This is a genomic window from Mycobacterium sp. NPDC050041, assembly GCF_049541695.1.
GTDB lineage: Bacteria > Actinomycetota > Actinomycetes > Mycobacteriales > Mycobacteriaceae > Mycobacterium.
On the sequence record NZ_JBMVDG010000004.1, the window covers coordinates 368,771 to 389,039 of the forward strand.

The following is a 20,269-nucleotide window of genomic DNA, read 5'->3' on the forward strand; positions in this document are numbered from 1 at the left end:
ACAAGGATTGACCAATGGTGATCAGCCAGGTCCGCGCCTACGCGCATCTGACCGACGCAGACCTCGAGGCATTCGGCAGCGAACTCGACTCCCTCCGCACCCGTATCGAAGACGATCTCGGTGCCCGTGACGCCGCGTACATCCGACGGACCATCCTGCTGCAGCGCACGCTGGACGTCGCGGCGCGGCTGACGATCCAGTGCAGCCGCAGCCGGACCGGCTGGCTGCTGGGGACGGTGGCGCTGGCGACAGCCAAGAGCATCGAGAACATGGAGATCGGGCACAACGTCGGCCACGGTCAGTGGGACTGGATGAACGACCCGGAGATCCACTCCAACACCTGGGAGTGGGACATGGCGGGACTGTCCTCCCAGTGGCGCTACTCGCACAACTACACCCACCACGTCTTCACCAACATCCTCGGCATGGACGACGACATCGGGTTCGGGGTGATCCGGATGACCCGGGATCAGACCTGGAAACCGGAGCACCTCATCCAGCCTCTGCGCAACGTGTTGCTCGCCGTCATCTTCGAATGGGGCATCGCGCTGCACGGCGTGCACTCCAACCGGGACCGCGTGGACACCGCCGAGGAGCTGACAGCAGGACGCAAAGCGCTGCTGCGCAAGATCTCCCGTCAGGTCACCAAGGACTACGTGGTCTTCCCCGCGCTGAGCGTGCGGCGATGGCGGAGGACCCTGGGTGCCAACGCCGCGGCCAACGTGCTGCGGAATCTGTGGGCCTACTTAGTGATCTTCTGCGGCCACTTCCCCGACGGCGCGGAGAAGTTCGATCCGGCGGTGCTGACCGACGAGACCAAGCCGCACTGGTATCTGCGCCAGATGCTCGGCAGTGCCAACTTCTCCGCCGGACCGTTGATGGGGTTCCTCAGCGGCCACCTCTGCTATCAGATCGAACACCACCTGTTTCCCGACCTGCCCAGCAATCGCCTTCCGGAGATCGCGGTGTCGGTGCGGCAGCTGTGCGAGAAGTACGACCTGCCGTACACCACCGGCCCGCTGGCGCGGCAGTACCTGCTGACGCTGCGCACCATCCACAAGCTCGCGCTGCCGGACCGGTTCCTGACCGCCACGGTGGACGACGCGCCGGAGACGGCATCCGAGCGGCGATTCGACGGCGACCCCGCATGGCCGGCGGACCCCCACGTCAGATACGGGCTGCGCAGCGCGCTGGAGCGCCGGCGGCAGGCCCGGCGTTCGCGGATGCCCTGGCGGTCCGCCGGGTAGCGTGAAGGATGTCGACGGCCGTTCGCATGTGACCGTTCAGAGGTCGTGTCGCTGTCGACGGAATCGGGTCGTGTCACGGCCCGGACAGGAGCGTCGCCATGACGCAAAGAGATTCAATGGCATCGACAGCCAGCCGCCACCCGAGCCCGCCGGACTACACACCCCGGCTGCGACTGAAGCCCAAGGCGGCGCCAACCGGCTATGTCGACGGAGCGTGGTGGCCTCACAGTGACGACCTGCAGGCGGAACTGCCGGATCTGCTGGCGGTGCTGTCGGTCCGCCTCGGCCGCATCGAGCGCGTGATGTACCACCTCGGCGAGTGGGCCGTCGCGCCCGCCAAAGCCACCGTCGGTGACCGGGTGGTGCGTCTCGACGGGTACGTCAGTCAGCCCGTCGACACGCTGGCCGTGCGCGGACTGAACCGGACCCAGTGCCTGCTGCTGGTGATTCCGCCGGCCACCGACGCGGAACAGGCGCACCGGGCCATGATGGCCGCCGCCGCGCCGGACAGCAGATTGCCCATCGCCCAGTTGCTCAGCATGGGCGGTCAGTGAACCTTTGACGACGCTGGCTCGTCGGAGTGGTCGGAACACAATCGACCACTCGAAGGAGCCCTCCCATGGCGGAGATCTTGATCGTCGCGATGCCCCCGATCGGCCACGTGAGCCCCCTGCTCAGCGTCGCCGGCGGACTGATCGACCGCGGCGACCGCGTCACTGTGCTGACATCGGCGTCTCATGCCGAACGGATCCGTGCCGTCGGCGCCACGCCGGCCGCCCTACCCGCCGAGGCCGACTTCGATCTGTCGCGCCTCGACATCGACTTCCCCGGGCGCACCGAGACGTCGGGCGTCGCACGGGTCAACTTCGACATCACGCGGCTGTTCGTCGCACCGATGCCGCACCAGGCCCGCGCACTCGCCGAGTTGCTGGCGCACAACAGGTTCGACGCCCTCATCGTCGACGCCGCATTCCTGGGTGTGCTACCACTGCTGCTCGGTGACCGGGCCGGCCGGCCGCCGGTGCTCGCGTACACCACCACCCCGCTGATGATCACCAGCCGCGACACCGCACCCGGCGGCCTCGGCATGGCGCCGTCGTCGTCGTGGCCGGGACGGCTGCGCAACCGGGCGCTCACCGTCCTCGCCCACAGGGTGTTGCTGCGGGAGCCGCAGCGGGCAGCAGAGGAGGTGCTGACCCGCCTCGGCGCAGGCCCACTGCGGACCTTCGTCCTCGACGCGGGGTTGCTGGCCGACCACTACATCGCGCCGACCATTCCCGAATTCGACTATCCCCGCAGCGATCTCCCCGCCACCGTGCGATACGTCGGCGCCGTCCACCCGGCACCGTCTTCCGGTGTGACGCTGCCGTCCTGGTGGGGACAGCTCGACACCGCGCGCCCGGTCGTGCACGTCACCCAGGGCACCATCGACAACGCCGACCTGAGCCGACTGCTCGCACCGACGATCGCTGCGCTGGGCGGTGAGGACGTTACGGTCATCGCCACCACCGGCGGCCGCCCGGTGACCGACCTGAGGATTTCACTCCCCCGCAATGTTCATGTCGCCGAATACATTCCGCACGACCTGCTGCTGCCCAGGGTCGACGTCATGGTGACCAACGGCGGATACGGCGCCGTGCAGCGCGCGCTCTGTGCCGGGGTGCCGCTGGTGGTGGCCGGCAACACCGAGGACAAGCCCGAGGTGGCGGCCCGGGTGGCCTGGGCTGACGCGGGCATCGACCTGCGCACCGGCACACCGTCGGCCGATGAGGTACGCACCGCGGTTCGCGCGGTGCTCGACGACGACCGCTATGGGCGCAGGGCCCGGACGCTGGCGGCCGCGTACGCCCGGCGCGACGGCGTTGCCGAGATCGCCGCGCTCGTGCACGACGTGATCGCCGAGCGTGGCAGCGCGGTCCCGCGTGAAGTCGCGTAGTGGACTACTCATGCGCTCACCGGCCGCGGCGCGCAGGCTCGAACCATGCTGACCGAGCTGCAGTTCGCCGCGATCACCGTGTTCCTCATCTGGGGGCTCGTCAGCTCGGTGTGCGGCCTGCTCACACCGTCGGCCACCGAGGTCGTGCTGGTCTGGCGTGAACACGGGCCCGATGGCTGGGACCGATGGCGCGAGGTGCATTTCGGGCTGACGAATGCGAACCGGCGGGTGCTCGAGCAGGCACACGTCAGGGAGCTGACCGAGTCGGACCGGGCCGGCCTCGTCGGGGCCGTGCTACAGCAGACCCGCCGGCCCGACGGCGACGCCGTCCAGTTCGCCGTCGTGCGTCGGCCACCCGAGCGGATCCACACCACACCGGACGTCGTCTACATCTCCGAGCAGGTCGCGACACGCCAGGGGGAAGAGGTGGCAGCCGTCGGCACGGCATGAGCCACCAGCAGAAGGGACGGCAGCGTCGAGGAGGGGACGACGCTGCCGTCCCGCTACTGCCTCCGGTGCGCCGTGACGAAAGTGCTGCTCAACGAGCCGGCCGGGACGCCGTCCGGTGCGGGCCTGCCGAACTTCGCCATCACGTCGACCGCGACCGCTGCACGGGTCGACCAGCCCCGGTCGGCCAGCCACTCGACGACGTCGGCGCGTTCCCCGGCGAAGAAGAGCTGCTCGCCGGAGTAGACCTCTTCGCGGGTGGTCTCGTTCATCCGTCGGAACGTCTCTGCGGTGTTCGCGTAGAACTCGGGCGTGTAGGCGTCCACAACGAGTCGGCTTCCTGCAGCGCTGAATTGGTGAATGCGTTCGAACAGTAGATCCTGGGCGGCGGGTGGGAGGTATGGCAGTAACCCCTCCGCCACCCATGCCGTCGGCATACCCGGATCGAACCCCGCGGGGGTCAACGCCGCCGGCCAATCATGGCGGAGGTCTATCGGGACTGCCCGACGGGCGGTGGCGGGTTCGGCATCCTGCGACCGCATGGTGGTGTCCTTGAACTCGAGCACTCCGGGCTGGTCGAGCTCGTAGACGACGGTGCCGTCGGACCACGTCAGCCGCCAGGCCCGGGCATCTAGACCGGCCGCGAGGATGACGATCTGGCGTTCGCCACCCGCGGTCAGGAAATCGTCGATGAACCGGGTGCGGCACGCGGCCCAGTCCGTCGACGCCTGCCGAAAGCGTGCCACGGCCGGATCGTCGTATTCATTGCGGTTCCAGGCCTCAGTGGCGTACGGATTCTTCCAACCCTGCGCAACCGCCGCGTCGAGGAAGTGCTGAGCGAACGGGTCGGCCGTCAGTCGATCATCACGGGTTGTCTCTGCCGCCCGGACCATCGCGGTGGCCAGTGCGGTGGTACCGACGTTCTCGCTGATGTCCCAGCTGTCGCCTTCGGTTCTGCCCATGCCCGACCCCCGTTCGGGGACATCATGCCCCCGCGCGGCGGTCAGCGTGTCAGATCAGGCGCTCTTGTCGCGGCGTTCGGCGCGCGTCGGCTTACGCGGGACGATCGTCGGCAGCACGTTGTCCTGGACGGTCTCCTTGGTGACGACCACCTTGGCGACGTCGTCGCGGCTGGGGATGTCGTACATCACCGGCAGCAGGACCTCTTCCATGATGGCGCGCAGACCACGGGCACCCGTGCCGCGGTGAATCGCCTGGTCGGCGATCGCGTCGAGGGCATCCTCGTCGAACTCGAGCTCGACGCCGTCCATCTCGAACAGCCGGGTGTACTGCTTCACCAATGCGTTCTTCGGAGTGGACAGGATCTGCACCAGCGATTCCTTGTCCAGGTTGGTCACCGACGCGACGACCGGCAGGCGACCGATGAACTCGGGGATCAGACCGAACTTGATCAGGTCTTCGGGCATGACCTCTGCGAAGTGGTCCTGGGTGTCGATCTCGGCCTTCGAGTGCACCTCGGCGCCGAAGCCCAGCCCGCGCTTGCCGACCCGGTCCTGCACGATCCGCTCGAGCCCGGCGAACGCGCCGGCCACGATGAACAGCACATTCGTGGTGTCGATCTGGATGAATTCCTGGTGCGGGTGCTTGCGGCCGCCCTGCGGGGGCACCGACGCCTGCGTGCCCTCGAGGATCTTCAGCAGCGCCTGCTGCACGCCCTCACCGGAGACGTCGCGTGTGATCGACGGGTTCTCGCTCTTGCGGGCGATCTTGTCGACCTCGTCGATGTAGATGATGCCGGTCTCGGCGCGCTTGACGTCGTAGTCGGCGGCCTGGATCAGCTTGAGCAGAATGTTCTCGACGTCCTCGCCGACGTAGCCGGCCTCGGTGAGCGCGGTCGCGTCGGCGATCGCGAACGGGACGTTGAGCATCTTGGCCAGCGTCTGGGCCAGGTAGGTCTTGCCGCACCCGGTCGGGCCGAGCATCAGGATGTTGGACTTCGTCAGCTCGACGGTCTCGGCGCGCGAATCACGCGACTTCTCCCCCGCCTGGATGCGCTTGTAGTGGTTGTAGACGGCGACCGCGAGCGTGCGCTTGGCGGTGTCCTGCCCGATGACATAGCCCTCGAGGAAGTCGCGGATCTCCGCCGGCTTCGGGAGTTCATCGAGTTTGACGTCGTCGGCGTCGGCCAACTCCTCTTCGATGATCTCGTTGCACAGGTCGATGCACTCGTCGCAGATGTACACACCGGGACCCGCGATGAGCTTCTTCACCTGCTTCTGACTCTTGCCACAGAACGAGCACTTCAGCAGGTCACCGCCGTCTCCGATACGCGCCATGGTGGTGGAGGCCTACTTCCTGTTCACAAGTCGGTGAATCGGACTGGTGGTTCACTTCGGGCGTCGCCGAGGCATTGAACCCGACGCTACCCGCTTGTTCCGGCGCGGTGCGACCTTAGAGACGAATCGCGTCGGTGGTATTCAGCTGTCGCGCCAACATATCGCCTGACGCACCCGGTGACCCGCCGCCACGCGGCCCGTGTTCCTGGCGTGTCGCCGTCGTGACCGAAGCGTGAGCCGCAACAGAAGGTGTCCACCGGGTTGCGATGTGGTGGCCTGCGCCCACGATACCGTCCCCGACCGGCCGCGGTGCGCGGCCGATCGGCGGCCGGTCAGCCCTTCTGGGCCGACAGCTTGCGGTATTCGAGCACCGTGTCGATGACGCCGTAATCCTTGGCCTCGGCCGCGGTGAGGATCTTGTCGCGGTCGGTGTCCTTGCGGATCTGCTCAGGGGACTTGCCGGTGTGGTTCGCCAGCGTCACCTCCATGAGGGTGCGCATCCGCTCGATCTCCTTGGCCTGGATCTCCAGGTCGGAGAACTGCCCCTGGATCACACCGGACAGTGCCGGCTGATGAATCAGGATGCGGGCGTTGGGCAGCGCGAGCCGCTTACCCGGCGTTCCTGCCGCCAGCAGCACCGCCGCGGCCGAGGCCGCCTGGCCCAGGCACACGGTCTGGATGTCGGCACGCACGTACTGCATGGTGTCGTAGATCGCCATCAGCGAGGTGAACGAGCCACCGGGCGAGTTGATGTACATGGTGATGTCGCGGTCGGGGTCCAGCGACTCCAGGACCAGCAGCTGGGCCATGATGTCGTTCGCCGACGCGTCGTCGACCTGCACGCCGAGGAAGATGATGCGTTCCTCGAACAGCTTGTTGTACGGGTTGGACTCCTTGACGCCGAAGCTCGAGTGCTCGATGAACGACGGCAGGATGTAGCGGGCCTGCGGCTGCAGCCGGGGATCAGTTTGATTGGTCATCAGGGTGCCACTCCGTCGTTGATGCTGGCGCTGGTGATGATGTGGTCGACGAAGCCGTACTCGAGTGCTTCCTGCGCGGTGAACCAGCGGTCGCGATCGGAGTCGGCTTCGATGCGCTCGATGGTCTGCCCGGTGAACTCGGCGTTCAGCCGGAACATCTCCTTCTTGATCGAGGAGAACTGCTCGGCCTGGATCGCGATGTCGGCCGCGCCACCGGTGATCCCGCCCAACGGCTGGTGCATCAGGATGCGGGCGTGCGGCAGGGCGTAGCGCTTGCCCTTGGTGCCCGCCGCGAGCAGGAACTCACCCATCGATGCGGCCATGCCCATGCCGTAGGTCGCCACGTCGCACGGCGCGAGCACCATGGTGTCGTAGATCGCCATGCCTGCGCTGATCGAGCCGCCCGGCGAGTTGATGTAAAGGTGGATGTCCTTGACGGGGTCCTCGGCCGACAGCAGCAGGATCTGCGCGCAGATCCGGTTGGCGATGTCGTCGTCGACCTGCGATCCAAGGAAGATGATGCGCTCGGCGAGCAACCGCTCGTAGACCGAGTCCTGCAGTGTGAGCCCTGGCGACCCGCCACGCATTTCCGTCATCGGCTGAGTACCTCTTTCTCGTACGTCTTCGTCGCTCTCGAACTTCGTCGGCTGTCACCGACACTAACCAAACTGCGCCGCGCCGCACTCCCTGGCGGGGCCGCGTTCGCTCACAGCGTGTCCCCGGTCGCTTCGCGCGCGACCGCCGGACGCGTCACTTCGTGTCGGCGGCGTCCTCGGCTGCGTCGTCGTCGGCCTCGTCCTCAGCGGCGGCGTCGGCCTCGCCGGTGACGTCCTCTGCGGCGCCGTCGGCCTCACCGGCGGGCCCGAAGAACTCCGTCGTGTCGATGACCGCACCCTCGGTGTCGGTGACCGTCGCGGCATGCACCACCGCGGCGATGGTCAGCCCGCGCCGCACGTCGGCGAACATCGCCGGCAGCTGGTTGTTCTGCTGCAGCACCTGAAGCAGCTGCTGCGGCTCGATGCCGTACTGACGCGACATCAGCACCAGGCGCTCGGTCAGGTCGTTCTGGCCGACCTGGACGTCGAGCTTGTCAGCCACCGCGTCCATCAGCAGCTGGGTCTTGACGGCCTTCTCGGCATCGCTGCGGGTCTCGGCGTCGAACTCCTCGCGGGTGGTGCCCTGCTCGGCGAGCTGCTCGGCGAAGCGCTCCTCGTCGTGATCGAGGCCGTGGATCGCGTTGTGCACGGTGTCGTCGACCTGGGCCTGCACCACCTTCTCGGGCAGCGGGATCTCGGTCTGCTCCAGCAGCGCCTCCAGCGCGCGGTCCCGGATCTGCTCGGCCTGGGTGACGCGCTTGACCCGGCGGACCTGCTCGACCAGGCTCTCGCGCAGCTCGTCGAAGGTGTCGAATTCGCTTGCCAACTGGGCGAACTCGTCGTCGGGCTCGGGCAGCTCGCGCTCCTTGACCGACTTCACGGTGACGGTCACCACTGCCTCACGGCCGGCGTACTCACCGGCGGCGAGCGTGGTGGTGAACTCCTTGCTCTCGCCTTCGGAGAGGCCGGTGATCGCGTCGTCGAGGCCGTCGATGAGCTGACCGGAGCCGACCTCGTGGGACAGGCCCTCGGTGGCGGCCTCGGGCACCGGCTCGCCGTCCACGGTGGCCGACAGGTCGATGGACACGAAGTCGCCCTCGGCGGCCGGCCGGTCGACACCGGTGAGGGTGCCGAACCGGGCGCGCAGGTTCTGCAACTCCGCGTCCACCTCGTCGTCCCCGACCTCGATCGGGTCGACGGTGATCGTCAGGGATTCCAGGTCGGGCAGTTCGATCTCGGGCCGGACGTCGACCTCGGCGGTGAACACCAGGTCCTCGCCGTACTCCTTGTTGGTGATCTCGATCTCCGGCTGGCCCAGCGGCTGCACCTCGGACGTGGTGATCGCCTCGGAGTACTTGCCCGGAACCGCCTCGCCGACGACCTGGTCGAGCATCGCCTCACGGCCGACGCGCGCCTCGAGCAACTTGCGGGGCGCCTTGCCGGGCCGGAAGCCGGGCAGCCGGACCTGCTGGGCCAGCTGCTTGAAAGCGCGGTCGAAATCGGGCTCCAGTTCCGTGAAGGGCACCTCCACGTTGATGCGCACCCGGGTGGGGCTCAACTTCTCGACGGTGCTCTTCACGCTCTTTGACTCCTCGATGTCTGAATACGGGTGGTGCTGTCGGGGTGACAGGATTTGAACCTGCGGCCTTCCGCTCCCAAAGCGGATGCGCTACCAAGCTGCGCTACACCCCGAAGGTGGTCTTCGTCGCCCGCACGCGCGTCACTGACCACGCGAGATACTACGTGTTGCCGGCGACGCGCATGCGCGCGCGGCGGCCAATTGGCCTTGATCGACGGCGCGCCGGTACGATCTGCGATGCACAACATGCGGGCGTAGCTCAATGGTAGAGCCCTAGTCTTCCAAACTAGCTACGCGGGTTCGATTCCCGTCGCCCGCTCCACGAAGCGCCCGGAAGGGGCGTCGTTGCAGTTGGTCGGCGGTTTCCGCGCCGGCCTCGAATCCCTTACGACCCCAAGATGCAGCTGCCGGTCATATCGCCCGGAACGATGCGCACATCCGCTCCCAAAGGAGCAGGTACCCCGACCGGCAAACAGGTGTCAACGCCATTGATCAGCACGCGCAGGCCAGTCGGGCCGGGGTTGACCTTGCCCGTCGCCGGGTCGATCAAAGGCTTGACTGGACCCTGTCGCACGGCGTCTTGCCCCTGTTGCAGGGCGTCTTGCCCCTGTTCCAGGGCACCCTCGACCTGGTTGGCGATGCCGGCGGCCTGGTCCTGCTGGCACTGCTGCTGTTGGTCTGGCGGCCGCTGTTCACACGGCGGATCCTGCGCACCGGCGATCGGAGCGAAAGCGACGACAGCGCATGCGCCCACCGCAGCGAACATTGCGCCAGCGGTGCAACGCTTCAACACGAGGTCATCCCTTCGGTCTGCTTCGCCCGACCTTAGATGAGGTAGGCGGAATGATGTCGGGATTCCTCCGCCCCACCCCGATCCGTCAGATCAGCGCGAAGGCCGCCAGCCCCAGCAATCCCAGCGCCGCCATGAGTCCGCCGATGACGAGCAGCACGGTGCCGTCTCCCCCACGCGGCGGCGGGACACCGGCGAACGGGACAGGACCGGCCGGGTGGTGCGGCGGCATCGGCAATGCGTCGCCCCACGGATGGGCGAGTCGGCGATCGTAGGCGGAGCGTCGGATGAATCCGGCGATCAGCAGAGCGCTGCCGACCACGACGGCGATGATCGGCAGCAGGCCGATCACCGCGATGGCGAGTATGACCAGCAGCAGGCCGAACGATCCGCTCTCACCGTCCGGTCCCGCGGCGGCCAGCGTGTCCACGAGCATCCATCGAGTGTCACACCCTGCGGTGAGGGTGTGGCGCGGCAATTCGGGGACGCCATGACACCGATCGGTACCGACCGGGTAACGATCCGATCGCCTCGGCCGTCGACGGCGCCTTCCCGGATAGCATCGTCAGTCAGATTGCGCGCGTTGGCTTTTCATGTCGGGAATGATGGAGCCGACGGGCCTCGGACAGGGGAACCGTGACAGACCAACCTGTGCACGGCCGCTGCGATCCCCTCTTCACCAAGCTGCGTGACGCGTTCGAGGCGAACTTCACCGAGCGCGACGACGTGGGCGCCGCGGTGGCCGTCTGGGTGGAGGGCGACCTGGTCGTCGACCTGTGGGGCGGGTACGCCGACGCCGCCGGCCGGCGACCGTGGCGGCGCGACACCCTGGCCAGCGTCTTCTCCGGGTCGAAGGGTCTGACGAGCACCTGTGTCCACCTGCTGGCCGACCGCGGCGAACTCGACCTGGATGCGCCGGTGGCCGCCTACTGGCCCGAATTCGGGCAGGCCGGCAAGCAGGACATCACCGTCGCCATGGTGCTGTCGCACCGTTCGGGGGTGATCGGTCCGCGCACCCCGCTGCACTGGTCCGACACCACGGACTGGGATGCGGTGTGCGCACGGCTGGCCGCGGCCGAACCCTGGTGGCGGCCAGACGCCGCGCAGGGCTACCACATGGTGAGCTTTGGCTTCATCCTCGGCGAACTGGTCCGCAGGGTCACCGGCCGCACCCTGGGCCAGTACCTGCGCACCGAGATCGCCGAGCCGCTGGGCGTCGACGTGCACATCGGCCTGCCCGACGCCGAACACCACCGGTGCGCCGACATGATCGGCAAGCCGCACATCCGCGACGTGCTGGCCGACGCCGGCGCACCCGCTCGACCCGTCTCGCTGACCGAGCACCCGAAGGCCGGCCTGTCGGTCGCCATGGGCTTCATCCCCGATGACGAGCTGGGCTCCCACGCGCTGACGCGGTGGCGCCGCAGCGAGTTCCCCGCGACCAACGCCCACGTGTCCGCGCTCGGCATGGCCACCTTCTACAACGCCCTGGTTCAGGGCAAGCTGCTCTCCCCCGACCATCTCGAGCGGGTGCGAATCTGCCGAGGCGGCAACGACACCGACCTGGTGCTCGGATCACGCGTCGCCGACCACGGTTGGGGCCTGGGCTACATGCTCAACCAACGCCGCGTCGCCGGGCCGAATCCGCGGTCGTTCGGACACGGCGGCTCGGGGGGCTCCTTCGCGTTCGCCGACCTCGAACACGGCATCGGCTACGCCTACGTGATGAACCGGTTCGATGCCACGAAATGCAACGCCGACCCGCGCAGCCTGGCGCTGTCCGACGAGGTCTACGCGGCCCTGAGAGTCACTCAGGACTGACTCGCGCGGCCCCGATCTTGGAGCTTCCTGTCGGTACGCTGAGTTCATGAACGGCGTACTGCTCGTGCTCATCGTCCTGGTCGTCGCGGCGATCGCCGTCGCGGTGTACGCCGCCTCGAAGTCCGCGGGCAAGCGGTCGGCGGAGTCGCTGGCCGACGCCAAGGCCGACGCCCGCAGGGTGATCGAACGCCTCGGCGGTCAGGTGCTCAACCTCAGCGGCAACGACGACGCCTCCAAGCAGGCGATGGCCGATGCGTCGGAGCGCTACACCGCCGCGTCGTCGCAGATCGATCAGGCGACCTCGGCCAAGCAGGCGCTGCTGGCCAAGGAGAGCGCGATCGAGGGCCTGTACTACGTGCGGGCTGCGCGAGTTGCGATGGGCATGGACCCGGGGCCGGAGCTCGAGTCGCTGGCCGGTCAGCGGACCGCGGGCACCGTCACCGAGGCCCGCAGCGTCGAGTTCGAGGGCCGTGAGATCGAGGCGTCGCCGAGCCCGTCGCAACGCACCCCGAACTACTACCCGGGTGGCACCGTCGCCGGTCGGCCGGTGCCTGCGGGCTGGTACTCCGAGCCGTGGTGGAAGCCCGCGCTGGTCGCCGGCGCCTGGGGCGTCGGCTCGGTGCTCCTGTTCAGCACGTTGTTCTCCGGAATGGCCGGAACGGGTTACGAGCAGGGCTTCGCGCAGGGCTATGACCAGGGAATGGATCAGGGCGGCGACGCGGGGGGCTTCGACGGCGGCGGCGGTGACGGCGGCGGCTGGGGCGACTTCGGCGGCGGCGACTTCGGCGGCGGCGACTTCGGCGGGTTCTGACCGCCGAACGCTAGAGGCGGCTCTCCAGTCGCGCCGAGACCCCGGCCTCCTGTAAGTCGAGCCGCTCGAGCATCGCGCGCACGGCCTCGTCCTCGATGCGCCCCTCATCACGTTCAGTGATCAGCGCGGCCCGCTGCGCGGCGAGCACGTCACGGTACAGCGCCGAGTAGACCTTCGCCCGCTTGGTCGGCGCCTCGGGATCGGGCATCTCGTCGATCTCCTCGGACTGCCGCGTGATGGCCGCGCGGATCTCGGCGAGCACCCGCGGGTCCATGTTCTCCGGCGGGTTGGCCCGGAACTCGGCCAGCACGGCGTCCAGCGCATCGTGGACCACGCGTTCGGCCTTGAGCTCCTCTTCGCGGTCGGCGGCGTGGTCGTCGGAGAACCGGGAGATCTCCAGCTTGCGGATGAGCACCGGCAGCGTCCAGCCCTGGATGAGCAGGGTGCCGACGCTGACCACGAAGGCGATCGCCTGGATGGTGGCGCGCTCGGGGAACGGGTCGCCCGCCGCCGTCGTCGCCGGGATGGCGGCCGCGGCGGCCAGCGTGACGACGCCGCGCATCCCGGTCCACGACACCACGACGTTCTCCTGCCATGTCAGCGACCGGCGGTCGATGCGGGTACGCCAACCCGCCTGCGGCCTCTTGCGCTGCCGCGTGCCGAGTGCGCCGCGGCCACCGACCGGGGCGGGCACGCTGAGCCGGTTCCCGACGTGGCTCGACAGCTTGTTGCGGCCGAAGATCGCGAACACCGACAGCGGCCGGATCACCAGCACGATCAGCAGCACGATGACCGACGCGACGGCCACCTCGACCAGCGACTCGTGCGCCTCGCGCAGATCCTCGAGCACGAACCGCAGATGCAGACCGATGTAGGCGAACACGAACGCCTCCAGCAGCACGTCCACCGAGTTCCACACGTAGCGCTCCTGCAGCCGCGTCTGGTAGCCCGCGTCCAGGGTGCCGTTGCCGACCACGAAGCCGGCGACGACGACGGCCAGCACCCCCGAGGCGTGCAGTTCCTCGGCGGCGATGAACGCCGCGAACGGCACCACCAGACCCTGCACGGTCTCCAGACCCGGGTTGGCCAGCCTGCGGCGGATCCACAGCGTGACGTAGCCGAGCACGCCGCCGACGACCGGTCCGACCAGGGCGCTGTAACCGAACAGCAGGAACGGGTTCTCGATGAAGGTGTGGCTGCCGGCGACCTGCGCCACCGCGATCGAGAACAGCGTCAGCGCCGCGGCGTCGTTGATCAGGCTCTCACCGGTCAGGATCGCCATCACCCGCTTGGGCAGGCCGAGCTTGCGTCCCACCGCCACGGCGGTGACGGCGTCGGGCGGCGCGACGATCGCGCCGAGCACCAACGCGGTGGCGAACGTCAGCGGTACCACCACCAGCCAGGAGGACACCATCGCCACCGCGAATGCGGACACCACCACCAGGCCGACGCCCAGGCCGAGGATCGGGCGGATGTTGCGCAGGAACGTCGGGAAGGAGAAGTTCAGCGCCGCCGAGTAGAGCAGCGGCGGCAGTACCACTGTGAGCAGGATGTGCGAATCCAGTTCGGGCGGCTCGAACTCCGGCAGGAAGGACACCGCGCCGCCGATGACGACGATGATCAACGCGGGTTCCAGGCCGCGTCGGTGGGCTATGGCGGTGACCACGATGGCGCCGACGACTACCAGGATCAGTTCCACGCGCCGATTCTCTCGTCAAACGCGGCGCCGCGCCCGCTCACCCCTCAGCGCTGGCAGTGCGGGCACCAGAACAGATTGCGGCCCTCCAGCACCGCAGTGCGGATCGGGGTGTCGCAGACCCGGCACGGCTCGAGCGCCCGGCGGTAGACGTAGGTGCGCGGTCTGCCCTTGCGGTAAGACGGTGCACCGTGATCGTCATCCGGTCGCAGCGTGATGATCCTGCCGCGCCGCACACCGACCTTCATCAGGTCCACCAGATCGGCCCACATCGCATCGAATTCACCTGCGGCGACGGCGATTCCGGTGCGGTAGGGATCGATGCGGTGGCGGTACAGCAGCTCGTTGCGGTAGACGTTGCCGACGCCGGCGAGCACCGTCTGATCCATCAGCAGCGCGCCGATGGGGCGACGGGACTTGGCGATCCGTGCCCATGCGGTGCTCGGATCGGCATCCCGGCGCAGCGGGTCGGGCCCCAATCTCGCCAGGATGTCGGACACCTGGGCCTCGTCGACCACCTCGCAGGCCGTCGGACCGCGCAGATCGGCGCCGTACTCGCTGCTGAAGATGCGCATGCGCACCTGGCCGACCGGATCGGGCGGCGGGTCGCCCGGGGTGAGGGTGAAGTCGTCGAACCGGCCGTACAGCCCCAGGTGGACATGCACGATGCGGCCGCCGTCGTAGTGGTGGAACAGGTGCTTGCCCCAGGCGGTGGCACCGGTGAAAGTGCGACCGTCCACCATCGCGGCACCGTCGGCGAACCTGCTCTGCGGGCTGCTCACCCGCATGCGGCGGCCCTTGTAGCGCTTCTGGTGCAACCGGGCCAGCCGGTGCAGCGTGTGCCCCTCAGGCATCGCTACTCCGGCGCCCCCGGCACCGGCGGGGGGACGTGCGTCTGCTCGTACCGGGAGAGGATGTCGATGCGGCGCTGGTGCCGATCGGCCTCCGACCACGGCGTGGTGACGAAGGCGTCGACGATCGCGAGCGCCTCCTCGCGGGTGTGCATCCGACCGCCGATGCCGATCACCTGAGCGTTGTTGTGCTGGCGGGCCAGCGATGCGGTCTCGGTGCTCCACGCCAGGGCGCAACGGATGCCGGGCACCTTGTTGGCCGCGATCTGCTCACCGTTGCCCGAGCCGCCGAGCACGATGCCCAGGCTCTCCGGGTCGGCCAGCGTCTTCAGCGCGGCGGCGATGCAGAACGCCGGGTAGTCGTCCTCGGCGTCGTAGCTGTGCGCGCCGCAGTCGATGGGCTCGTGACCGCCGGCCTGCAAATGCTCGATGATCGCCTGCTTGAGTTCGAAACCGGCATGGTCGGCACCGAGGTAGACACGCATGGCGGCCATTGTGGCAGACGCCGGTGTCAAGACACGGTGATGGCGTCCAGCCGCTCCTTGATGAAATCCGAGCAGGTGACCGGTGCCAGCCCGGCCACCCGCCCGACCGGTGGCGCGAGCGGCGTCACGCGGGCGTCGTGGTTGGCCTCGTAGAAGTAGATCAGCGAGACGAGGTCCTCTTCGGGGGCGTGCGGTTGAGGCGGCAGGACGCGGTGCCGGCCCGACGGCCAGCGCCGCCCGCTCCAGTACTCGAGCAGGTCGCCGATGTTGACGGTCAGCGCGTCCGGGTCGTAGGGCGCGTCGGTCCAGCCGTCGGCCTCCGAGTAGATCTGCAGGCCGCCTGCACCGGGTTCGCGATCGAGGATGGTGACAGTGCCGAAGTCGGTGTGCGGACCGATCCGGAACTGGCCCGGCTCGGGCTCGCCGACCACGCTCACCGGCGGGTAGTGGTTGATGTTCATCGTCCACGTCGGCCGGTCGGCCAGCATCGCGAACGGGTTGTCCGGCAACTTCAGTGCGTGGGCGAACAACGCGAGCAACTCGTCGGCCACCCGCCGCACCGCGTCGGTGTAGGCGGTCACCAGGGCGCGCAGCGCGGCCACCTCGGCCGGCCAGACGTTGGGCGCGAACCAGATCCGATCGACGTCGGGATCGCCGGTCCGCGTCTCCGCGCCGAGGCTGAAGCTCTCCTTGAGGTCCGGCGGCGTCTCGGTGCCCTCGGCGTAGCCGTTGGCCTCGGCGCCGGGGCCGATCCAGCCGTGCCCGCCCACCGGCACCGCATAGCGCTGCTTGACCGTCACCGGCTGGGCGAAGAAGGCGCGGGCGGCGGCACGGACGCGGGCCGCCAGTGCGGCGTCCACGCCGTGACCGGTGACCAGGATGAAACCGGCGCGCTGCAGGCTGTCGTCGACGTCGGCGGCCACCCGTCGGGCACCCGAACCGCCCGCGCGCCAGCGGGAGAGGTCAACGGTGGCAATCGAACTCACTGCGCAACTCCGATGTCTTCATTCCAGAGACCGGGTTGGGCGGCGATGAAGTCGCGCATCATGTCCGCACAGCGGTCGTCGTCGAGGACGGTGACCGACACACCGTACTCGGCCAGCCACCCGTGGCCGCCGGAGAACGTGCGGGCTTCACCGATCAGCACCGCGCCTATGTTGAACTGCCGTACCAGTCCGCTGCAGTACCAGCACGGCGACAGCGTGGTCACCATCACCGTGGACCGGTAGTCACGCTGTCGGCCCGCGGCCCGGAAGGCGTCGGTCTCGGCGTGGATGGAGGGATCGTCCTCCTGCACCCTTCGGTTGTGTCCGCTGCCCAGCAGTGTGCCGTCCACCCCGAACAGCGCCGCACCGATCGGGATCCCGCCCTCGGCAAGCCCCTGCCGCGCTTCACGGTAGGCGACCTCCAGCATGTCCTGCGGTGCTGTCATACCGCGATACGCTCCGCGGCGATACGGGCGCGGCACATCAGCAGATAGCAGCCGCCGGCCAGCAGGAAACCGACATAGAACGTGACGTCGCCGAGCGCGGGCAGCTCGCGTGCGGCGAAGCCGACGAACTTCTGCTGGTTGCAGAACAGCAGCACCGACACGACGAGTCCGATGCCGAACGACAGCAGGCCGGGCCAATTGGTGTACGAACGGTCGTAGAGGAATCCGGCCACCCGCTGGCCGCGGCGCAGGTACTGGTCGGCGAACACCACTCCCAGCCACGGGCCGATCCAGTAGGCGATGATCAGCAGGAACGCCTCGTAGCTGTGCGCCGCGTCGGGCAGTGCCCACCACGCGACGAGGAACCCGGCCACGCCGAAGAACACCGTCACCAGCGCGCGGGCGATGTGCGGCGGCAGCTTGATCCCGATGGTCACGAAAGCCATTGCGCCCGAATAGACGTTGATCGAGTTCGCCGCGATCGCGCCGGTCGCGATGGCCAGCAGCGTGGCACCGGCCAGCCATCCTGCGAGCGGGGCCGTGAAGGAGGCGGTGGGGTCCCCCAGTGCGTCACCGGCGCCGATGGTGACCGAGGCGGCGCCGACGCTCATCAGCCCGATGCACCCGAGGAACAGCCCGGCGGAGGCGAAGGACCCGGTCCGTCGGGTCGATACGCTCGCCGGCAGATACCGCGTGTAATCGGCCGCGTACGGCGTCCATCCCGCCGCATAGCCGAAAGCCGTTCCGACGGTGAGCAGGAAGCCGCCCGTGCCGCCGACACCGCCCGCGGCCGCGGGTGCGCCGAGGTCGGCCTGCCAGAAGATGACCACCGAGGTGACCGCGAAGATCACCGCGAGCAGCGGGAACGTCCAGCGTTCGAATGCCTGCACCAGGTTGTGGCCGAAGAATGCCAGCCCGGTCTGCAGCAGAACGATGATGACCAGTCCCACCAAGGGCCCGAAGCCGAACAGGGTGGACAACGCGTAGGCGCCGCTGACGCTGTTGGTGGCGAACCAGCCCACCCCTGCGGTGATCGACATCAGCACCGCGGGTATGGCGTTGCCGCGGAAGCCGAAGGCCAACCGGCCCAGCACCATCTGCGGCACCCCGTGCAGCGGCCCGCGGGCGGACAGGAAGTAGTGCGCGACGGCGCCGAGGCCGGTGCCGAGGGCGAGACCGGCGACCGCCTGCCAGAACGTCATGCCGTATGCGGCGACGGCGAGCACGCCGACGAACACCGTCGCGAACTCGAGATTCGGCGACGCCCAGGTCCAGAACAACTGGCTGGGCTTGCCGTGCCGATCGGCATCGGCGATGGCCTCGTTGCCGCCGGGTTCGACGGCCACCACCCGGTCACGGTAGGTGCCGTCGGACTGTTCGAGGGTGTCGGCGGGTTCGGCGACTGTCATCGGTCAACGGTGGGGTCGGATGCGTTGGACCGCAACCGGAGTAAACGCAATCGAAACAATTGAGATCGGTGCGGGGTCAGCAGCCCCCGCAGCCACCGCCGCCGCCGAACCGGCTCCATATCGATCACGCCGCGACAAGCCCTGCGCATACAGTGAGAAGATGCGGCGGCGACGGGTGGACCCGACGGCCCGGGCGCGCAGTGCGGTGGCCCGGCTCGAGCTGCCTCCGGCGGTGTTCAAGACCTGTCCGTGGCAACCCCGCGAATTGGTCGAGACGGGTTTGCGGCAGTGGTTGCGCTGTTGCGCCGCCGCGTTGCGCGACGACCAGGTGATCGGTATGCCATCGCATGCTGCCGACGAGGCGTGGCACGGCTTCATCCTCTGCACCGCAAGGTATTCGGCGTTCTGCGAGGAGGCATACGGCCGCTTCCTCCATCACCACCCCGAGGGCGGCGGCCCACCGGATGCGCGTCACGACTCACTCGGCGATCAGTTGCGCCGCACCGTCGTCGCATGGTCGATGGTCGCCGACCCCGGCGAACAGTGCGTGCTGTGGGACCTGGACCGCCGCGTCGGCGTGTCCGAACCCTGGGGCCTCGACCCCGGCCGGGTCACCGAGATCGAGGCCGCCGTCGCCGGGCTACGTTGACGGTCAGTCGAACTCCGGCGCCCCGGTGCGGGTGCGCTTGAGCTCCCAGAAGTGCGGGTAGGACGCGAAGATCACCGACGCGTCCCACAACTTGCCTGCCTCTTCACCGCGCGGGATGCGGGAGAGCACCGGACCGAAGAACGCGACACCGTTGATGTGGATGGTCGGGGTGCCGACGTCCTCGCCCACGGCGTCCATCCCCTCGTGATGGCTGGTGCGCAGCGCCTCGTCGTACTCCTCGCTGTTCGCGGCCTCGGCGAGCTCGGCCGGGAGTCCGACCTGCTCGAGCGACTTGGCGATCACGTCGTCGAAGTCCTTGTTGCCCTCGTTGTGGATCAGCGTGCCCATCGCGGTGTACAGCGGGCGCAGGATCTCGCGTCCCTTGAGCTGCTCGGCGGCGATGGCCACCCGAACCGGTCCCCAGGCCTTCTTCATCATCTCGAGGTATTCCTCGGGCAGGTCGCGCCCTTCGTTGAGCACGGCGAGGCTCATCACCCGGAAGTCGACCTGGATGTCACGCACCTTCTCGACCTCGAGGATCCAGCGGGAGGTGATCCAGCACCACGGGCAGAGCGGGTCGAACCAGAATCCAGCGACATCTTTCCCGGCCATTGACAGTCCTCTCGGTTTTTCACGGGTGCACTCCGCTCAACACAACTGAGCTCGTCTCGCCGGTGTTCCCCTCGGCGGCGATCAGCATGCATTGCGGTCCGCCGGCCACGGCGACGCGCATTGGCGGGTGAATCTTGACCGAAGCGTGTTGTTGTTGTGACTGAAGTAAACCAGTGTTGCTCGAGTACACGGAGCGGCCTCGACCGGACTCCTCACCCCAGGACGAGGAGCAGCGATGCCGGCAGCAGTCAATCGACGTTGGGCGCTGCTCGGCGCCTCCGCGCTGGTCGCAGGAGCCGCCGTGTTCGCACCGCCGGCCGCGGCCGACCCGGTCGACGACGCCTTCCTCACCGCGCTCAACCGCGCCGGAGTGGGCCACGGCAACCCCGCCGACACCGTCGAACTCGGCAAGCGGGTGTGCCCGATGCTGGTGGAACCCGGCAAGAATTTCGCGAAGGTGGTCTCGGTCGTCCGCAACGACGGCGTCCCACCGGAAATGGCCGCGTTCTTCGCAGGCATCGCCATCCAGATGTACTGCCCGTCGATGATGTCGAAGGTGGGCACCGGCAGCTTCCTCGGCTGGTTGGGGAACACCGGTCTGCGGTGAGGCCACCGCGCGCTGACCCTGCCA

General features: G+C 68.4%; 22 protein-coding genes and 2 tRNA genes. 9 read left to right on the plus strand and 15 right to left on the minus strand.

What is annotated here, in order from left to right; all coding sequences use genetic code 11:
- Positions 1-14: 14 nt before the first annotated feature.
- The 4 genes from ACPCHZ_RS16035 to ACPCHZ_RS16050 all read left to right on the plus strand — a co-directional run bounded on the left by ACPCHZ_RS16035 (position 15) and on the right by ACPCHZ_RS16050 (position 3,633).
- Positions 15-1,247, plus strand: a complete 1,233-nt coding sequence (locus ACPCHZ_RS16035) for a fatty acid desaturase family protein (RefSeq protein WP_364984766.1) — start codon at positions 15-17, stop codon at positions 1,245-1,247.
- A 98-nt stretch (positions 1,248-1,345) separates the two neighbouring features.
- Positions 1,346-1,801 carry a DUF5994 family protein gene (locus ACPCHZ_RS16040; protein ID WP_423485631.1) on the plus strand — a complete coding sequence of 152 codons (456 nt, stop codon included), beginning with the start codon at positions 1,346-1,348 and terminating at the stop codon, positions 1,799-1,801.
- Positions 1,802-1,866: 65 nt separating this feature from the next.
- Positions 1,867-3,183: a glycosyltransferase gene (locus ACPCHZ_RS16045; RefSeq protein WP_423485632.1), complete on the plus strand. Its 1,317-nt coding sequence runs from the start codon at positions 1,867-1,869 to the stop codon at positions 3,181-3,183.
- A 45-nt stretch (positions 3,184-3,228) separates the two neighbouring features.
- Positions 3,229-3,633, plus strand: coding sequence for a hypothetical protein (locus tag ACPCHZ_RS16050; RefSeq protein ID WP_423485633.1), 405 nt, complete (start codon positions 3,229-3,231; stop codon positions 3,631-3,633).
- A gap of 53 nt (positions 3,634-3,686) precedes the next feature.
- On the opposite strand, the gene ACPCHZ_RS16055 is transcribed toward ACPCHZ_RS16050, so the two are convergent.
- From ACPCHZ_RS16055 to ACPCHZ_RS16080, 6 genes are all read right to left on the minus strand, one after another.
- On the minus strand, positions 3,687-4,592 hold the full coding sequence (locus ACPCHZ_RS16055; protein WP_423485634.1) for an SAM-dependent methyltransferase: 906 nt from the start codon (positions 4,590-4,592) through the stop codon (positions 3,687-3,689).
- 54 nt (positions 4,593-4,646) lie between these two features.
- A complete protein-coding gene (gene clpX, locus ACPCHZ_RS16060; RefSeq protein ID WP_364984756.1) occupies positions 4,647-5,927 on the minus strand; it encodes an ATP-dependent Clp protease ATP-binding subunit ClpX in 1,281 nt (426 codons plus the stop codon).
- 332 nt (positions 5,928-6,259) lie between these two features.
- Positions 6,260-6,907, minus strand: coding sequence for an ATP-dependent Clp protease proteolytic subunit (locus ACPCHZ_RS16065; protein WP_364984753.1), 648 nt, complete (start codon positions 6,905-6,907; stop codon positions 6,260-6,262).
- Positions 6,907-7,503 (minus strand): ATP-dependent Clp protease proteolytic subunit, encoded by a 597-nt coding sequence (locus ACPCHZ_RS16070; protein ID WP_264015442.1) that lies wholly within the window; start codon positions 7,501-7,503, stop codon positions 6,907-6,909. The genes ACPCHZ_RS16065 and ACPCHZ_RS16070 overlap by 1 nt, the downstream gene beginning before the upstream one ends.
- Before the next feature lie 154 nt (positions 7,504-7,657).
- On the minus strand, positions 7,658-9,082 hold the full coding sequence (gene tig, locus ACPCHZ_RS16075; protein ID WP_423485635.1) for a trigger factor: 1,425 nt from the start codon (positions 9,080-9,082) through the stop codon (positions 7,658-7,660).
- Positions 9,083-9,121: 39 nt separating this feature from the next.
- Positions 9,122-9,195, minus strand: a tRNA-Pro gene (locus ACPCHZ_RS16080).
- Between the two features lie 135 nt (positions 9,196-9,330).
- Between ACPCHZ_RS16080 and ACPCHZ_RS16085 the strand changes: the two genes are divergently transcribed.
- Positions 9,331-9,404, plus strand: a tRNA-Gly gene (locus ACPCHZ_RS16085).
- Between the two features lie 63 nt (positions 9,405-9,467).
- Here ACPCHZ_RS16085 and ACPCHZ_RS16090 read toward each other — a convergent pair.
- Together ACPCHZ_RS16090 and ACPCHZ_RS16095 are read right to left on the minus strand one after the other, a co-directional pair.
- Positions 9,468-9,848, minus strand: a complete 381-nt coding sequence (locus tag ACPCHZ_RS16090; protein ID WP_423485636.1) for a hypothetical protein — start codon at positions 9,846-9,848, stop codon at positions 9,468-9,470.
- A gap of 112 nt (positions 9,849-9,960) precedes the next feature.
- Positions 9,961-10,308 (minus strand): hypothetical protein, encoded by a 348-nt coding sequence (locus ACPCHZ_RS16095; RefSeq protein WP_423485637.1) that lies wholly within the window; start codon positions 10,306-10,308, stop codon positions 9,961-9,963.
- Positions 10,309-10,508: 200 nt separating this feature from the next.
- Here ACPCHZ_RS16095 and ACPCHZ_RS16100 point away from each other — a divergent pair, with 200 nt between their 5' ends.
- Together ACPCHZ_RS16100 and ACPCHZ_RS16105 are read left to right on the plus strand one after the other, a co-directional pair.
- Complete coding sequence (locus ACPCHZ_RS16100) at positions 10,509-11,693, plus strand: serine hydrolase domain-containing protein (RefSeq protein WP_423485638.1); 1,185 nt, start codon at positions 10,509-10,511, stop codon at positions 11,691-11,693.
- A 46-nt stretch (positions 11,694-11,739) separates the two neighbouring features.
- On the plus strand, positions 11,740-12,504 hold the full coding sequence (locus ACPCHZ_RS16105) for a DUF1542 domain-containing protein (RefSeq protein ID WP_364984743.1): 765 nt from the start codon (positions 11,740-11,742) through the stop codon (positions 12,502-12,504).
- A 10-nt stretch (positions 12,505-12,514) separates the two neighbouring features.
- On the opposite strand, the gene ACPCHZ_RS16110 is transcribed toward ACPCHZ_RS16105, so the two are convergent.
- Genes ACPCHZ_RS16110 through ACPCHZ_RS16135 form a run of 6 tightly spaced genes read right to left on the minus strand, consistent with a single transcriptional unit; the run spans position 12,515 to position 18,377 of the window.
- Positions 12,515-14,203, minus strand: coding sequence for a cation:proton antiporter (locus ACPCHZ_RS16110; protein WP_423485639.1), 1,689 nt, complete (start codon positions 14,201-14,203; stop codon positions 12,515-12,517).
- A 44-nt stretch (positions 14,204-14,247) separates the two neighbouring features.
- Positions 14,248-15,054, minus strand: coding sequence for an Fpg/Nei family DNA glycosylase (locus ACPCHZ_RS16115; protein WP_423485640.1), 807 nt, complete (start codon positions 15,052-15,054; stop codon positions 14,248-14,250).
- A 2-nt stretch (positions 15,055-15,056) separates the two neighbouring features.
- Entirely contained in the window at positions 15,057-15,536 is a 480-nt protein-coding gene (locus ACPCHZ_RS16120; protein ID WP_423485641.1) for a ribose-5-phosphate isomerase, read from the minus strand.
- A 26-nt stretch (positions 15,537-15,562) separates the two neighbouring features.
- Positions 15,563-16,522 carry an isopenicillin N synthase family dioxygenase gene (locus ACPCHZ_RS16125; protein ID WP_423485642.1) on the minus strand — a complete coding sequence of 320 codons (960 nt, stop codon included), beginning with the start codon at positions 16,520-16,522 and terminating at the stop codon, positions 15,563-15,565.
- The gene (locus ACPCHZ_RS16130; protein ID WP_423485643.1) at positions 16,519-16,968 is read right to left on the minus strand and encodes a nucleoside deaminase; all 450 of its coding nucleotides are present in this window, start codon (positions 16,966-16,968) and stop codon (positions 16,519-16,521) included. The genes ACPCHZ_RS16125 and ACPCHZ_RS16130 overlap by 4 nt, the downstream gene beginning before the upstream one ends.
- On the minus strand, positions 16,965-18,377 hold the full coding sequence (locus tag ACPCHZ_RS16135; RefSeq protein WP_423485644.1) for a purine-cytosine permease family protein: 1,413 nt from the start codon (positions 18,375-18,377) through the stop codon (positions 16,965-16,967). Before ACPCHZ_RS16135 ends, ACPCHZ_RS16130 begins: the two co-directional genes overlap by 4 nt.
- A gap of 160 nt (positions 18,378-18,537) precedes the next feature.
- On the opposite strand from ACPCHZ_RS16135, the gene ACPCHZ_RS16140 reads away from it, so the two are divergent.
- A complete protein-coding gene (locus ACPCHZ_RS16140; protein WP_423485645.1) occupies positions 18,538-19,026 on the plus strand; it encodes a glycine-rich domain-containing protein in 489 nt (162 codons plus the stop codon).
- Positions 19,027-19,029: 3 nt separating this feature from the next.
- Here the strand turns inward: ACPCHZ_RS16140 and ACPCHZ_RS16145 are convergent, their stop codons facing one another.
- Positions 19,030-19,638 carry a DsbA family protein gene (locus tag ACPCHZ_RS16145; RefSeq protein WP_423485646.1) on the minus strand — a complete coding sequence of 203 codons (609 nt, stop codon included), beginning with the start codon at positions 19,636-19,638 and terminating at the stop codon, positions 19,030-19,032.
- Positions 19,639-19,873: 235 nt separating this feature from the next.
- Here ACPCHZ_RS16145 and ACPCHZ_RS16150 point away from each other — a divergent pair, with 235 nt between their 5' ends.
- The gene (locus ACPCHZ_RS16150; protein WP_423485647.1) at positions 19,874-20,245 is read left to right on the plus strand and encodes a DUF732 domain-containing protein; all 372 of its coding nucleotides are present in this window, start codon (positions 19,874-19,876) and stop codon (positions 20,243-20,245) included.
- Positions 20,246-20,269 lie beyond the last annotated feature (24 nt).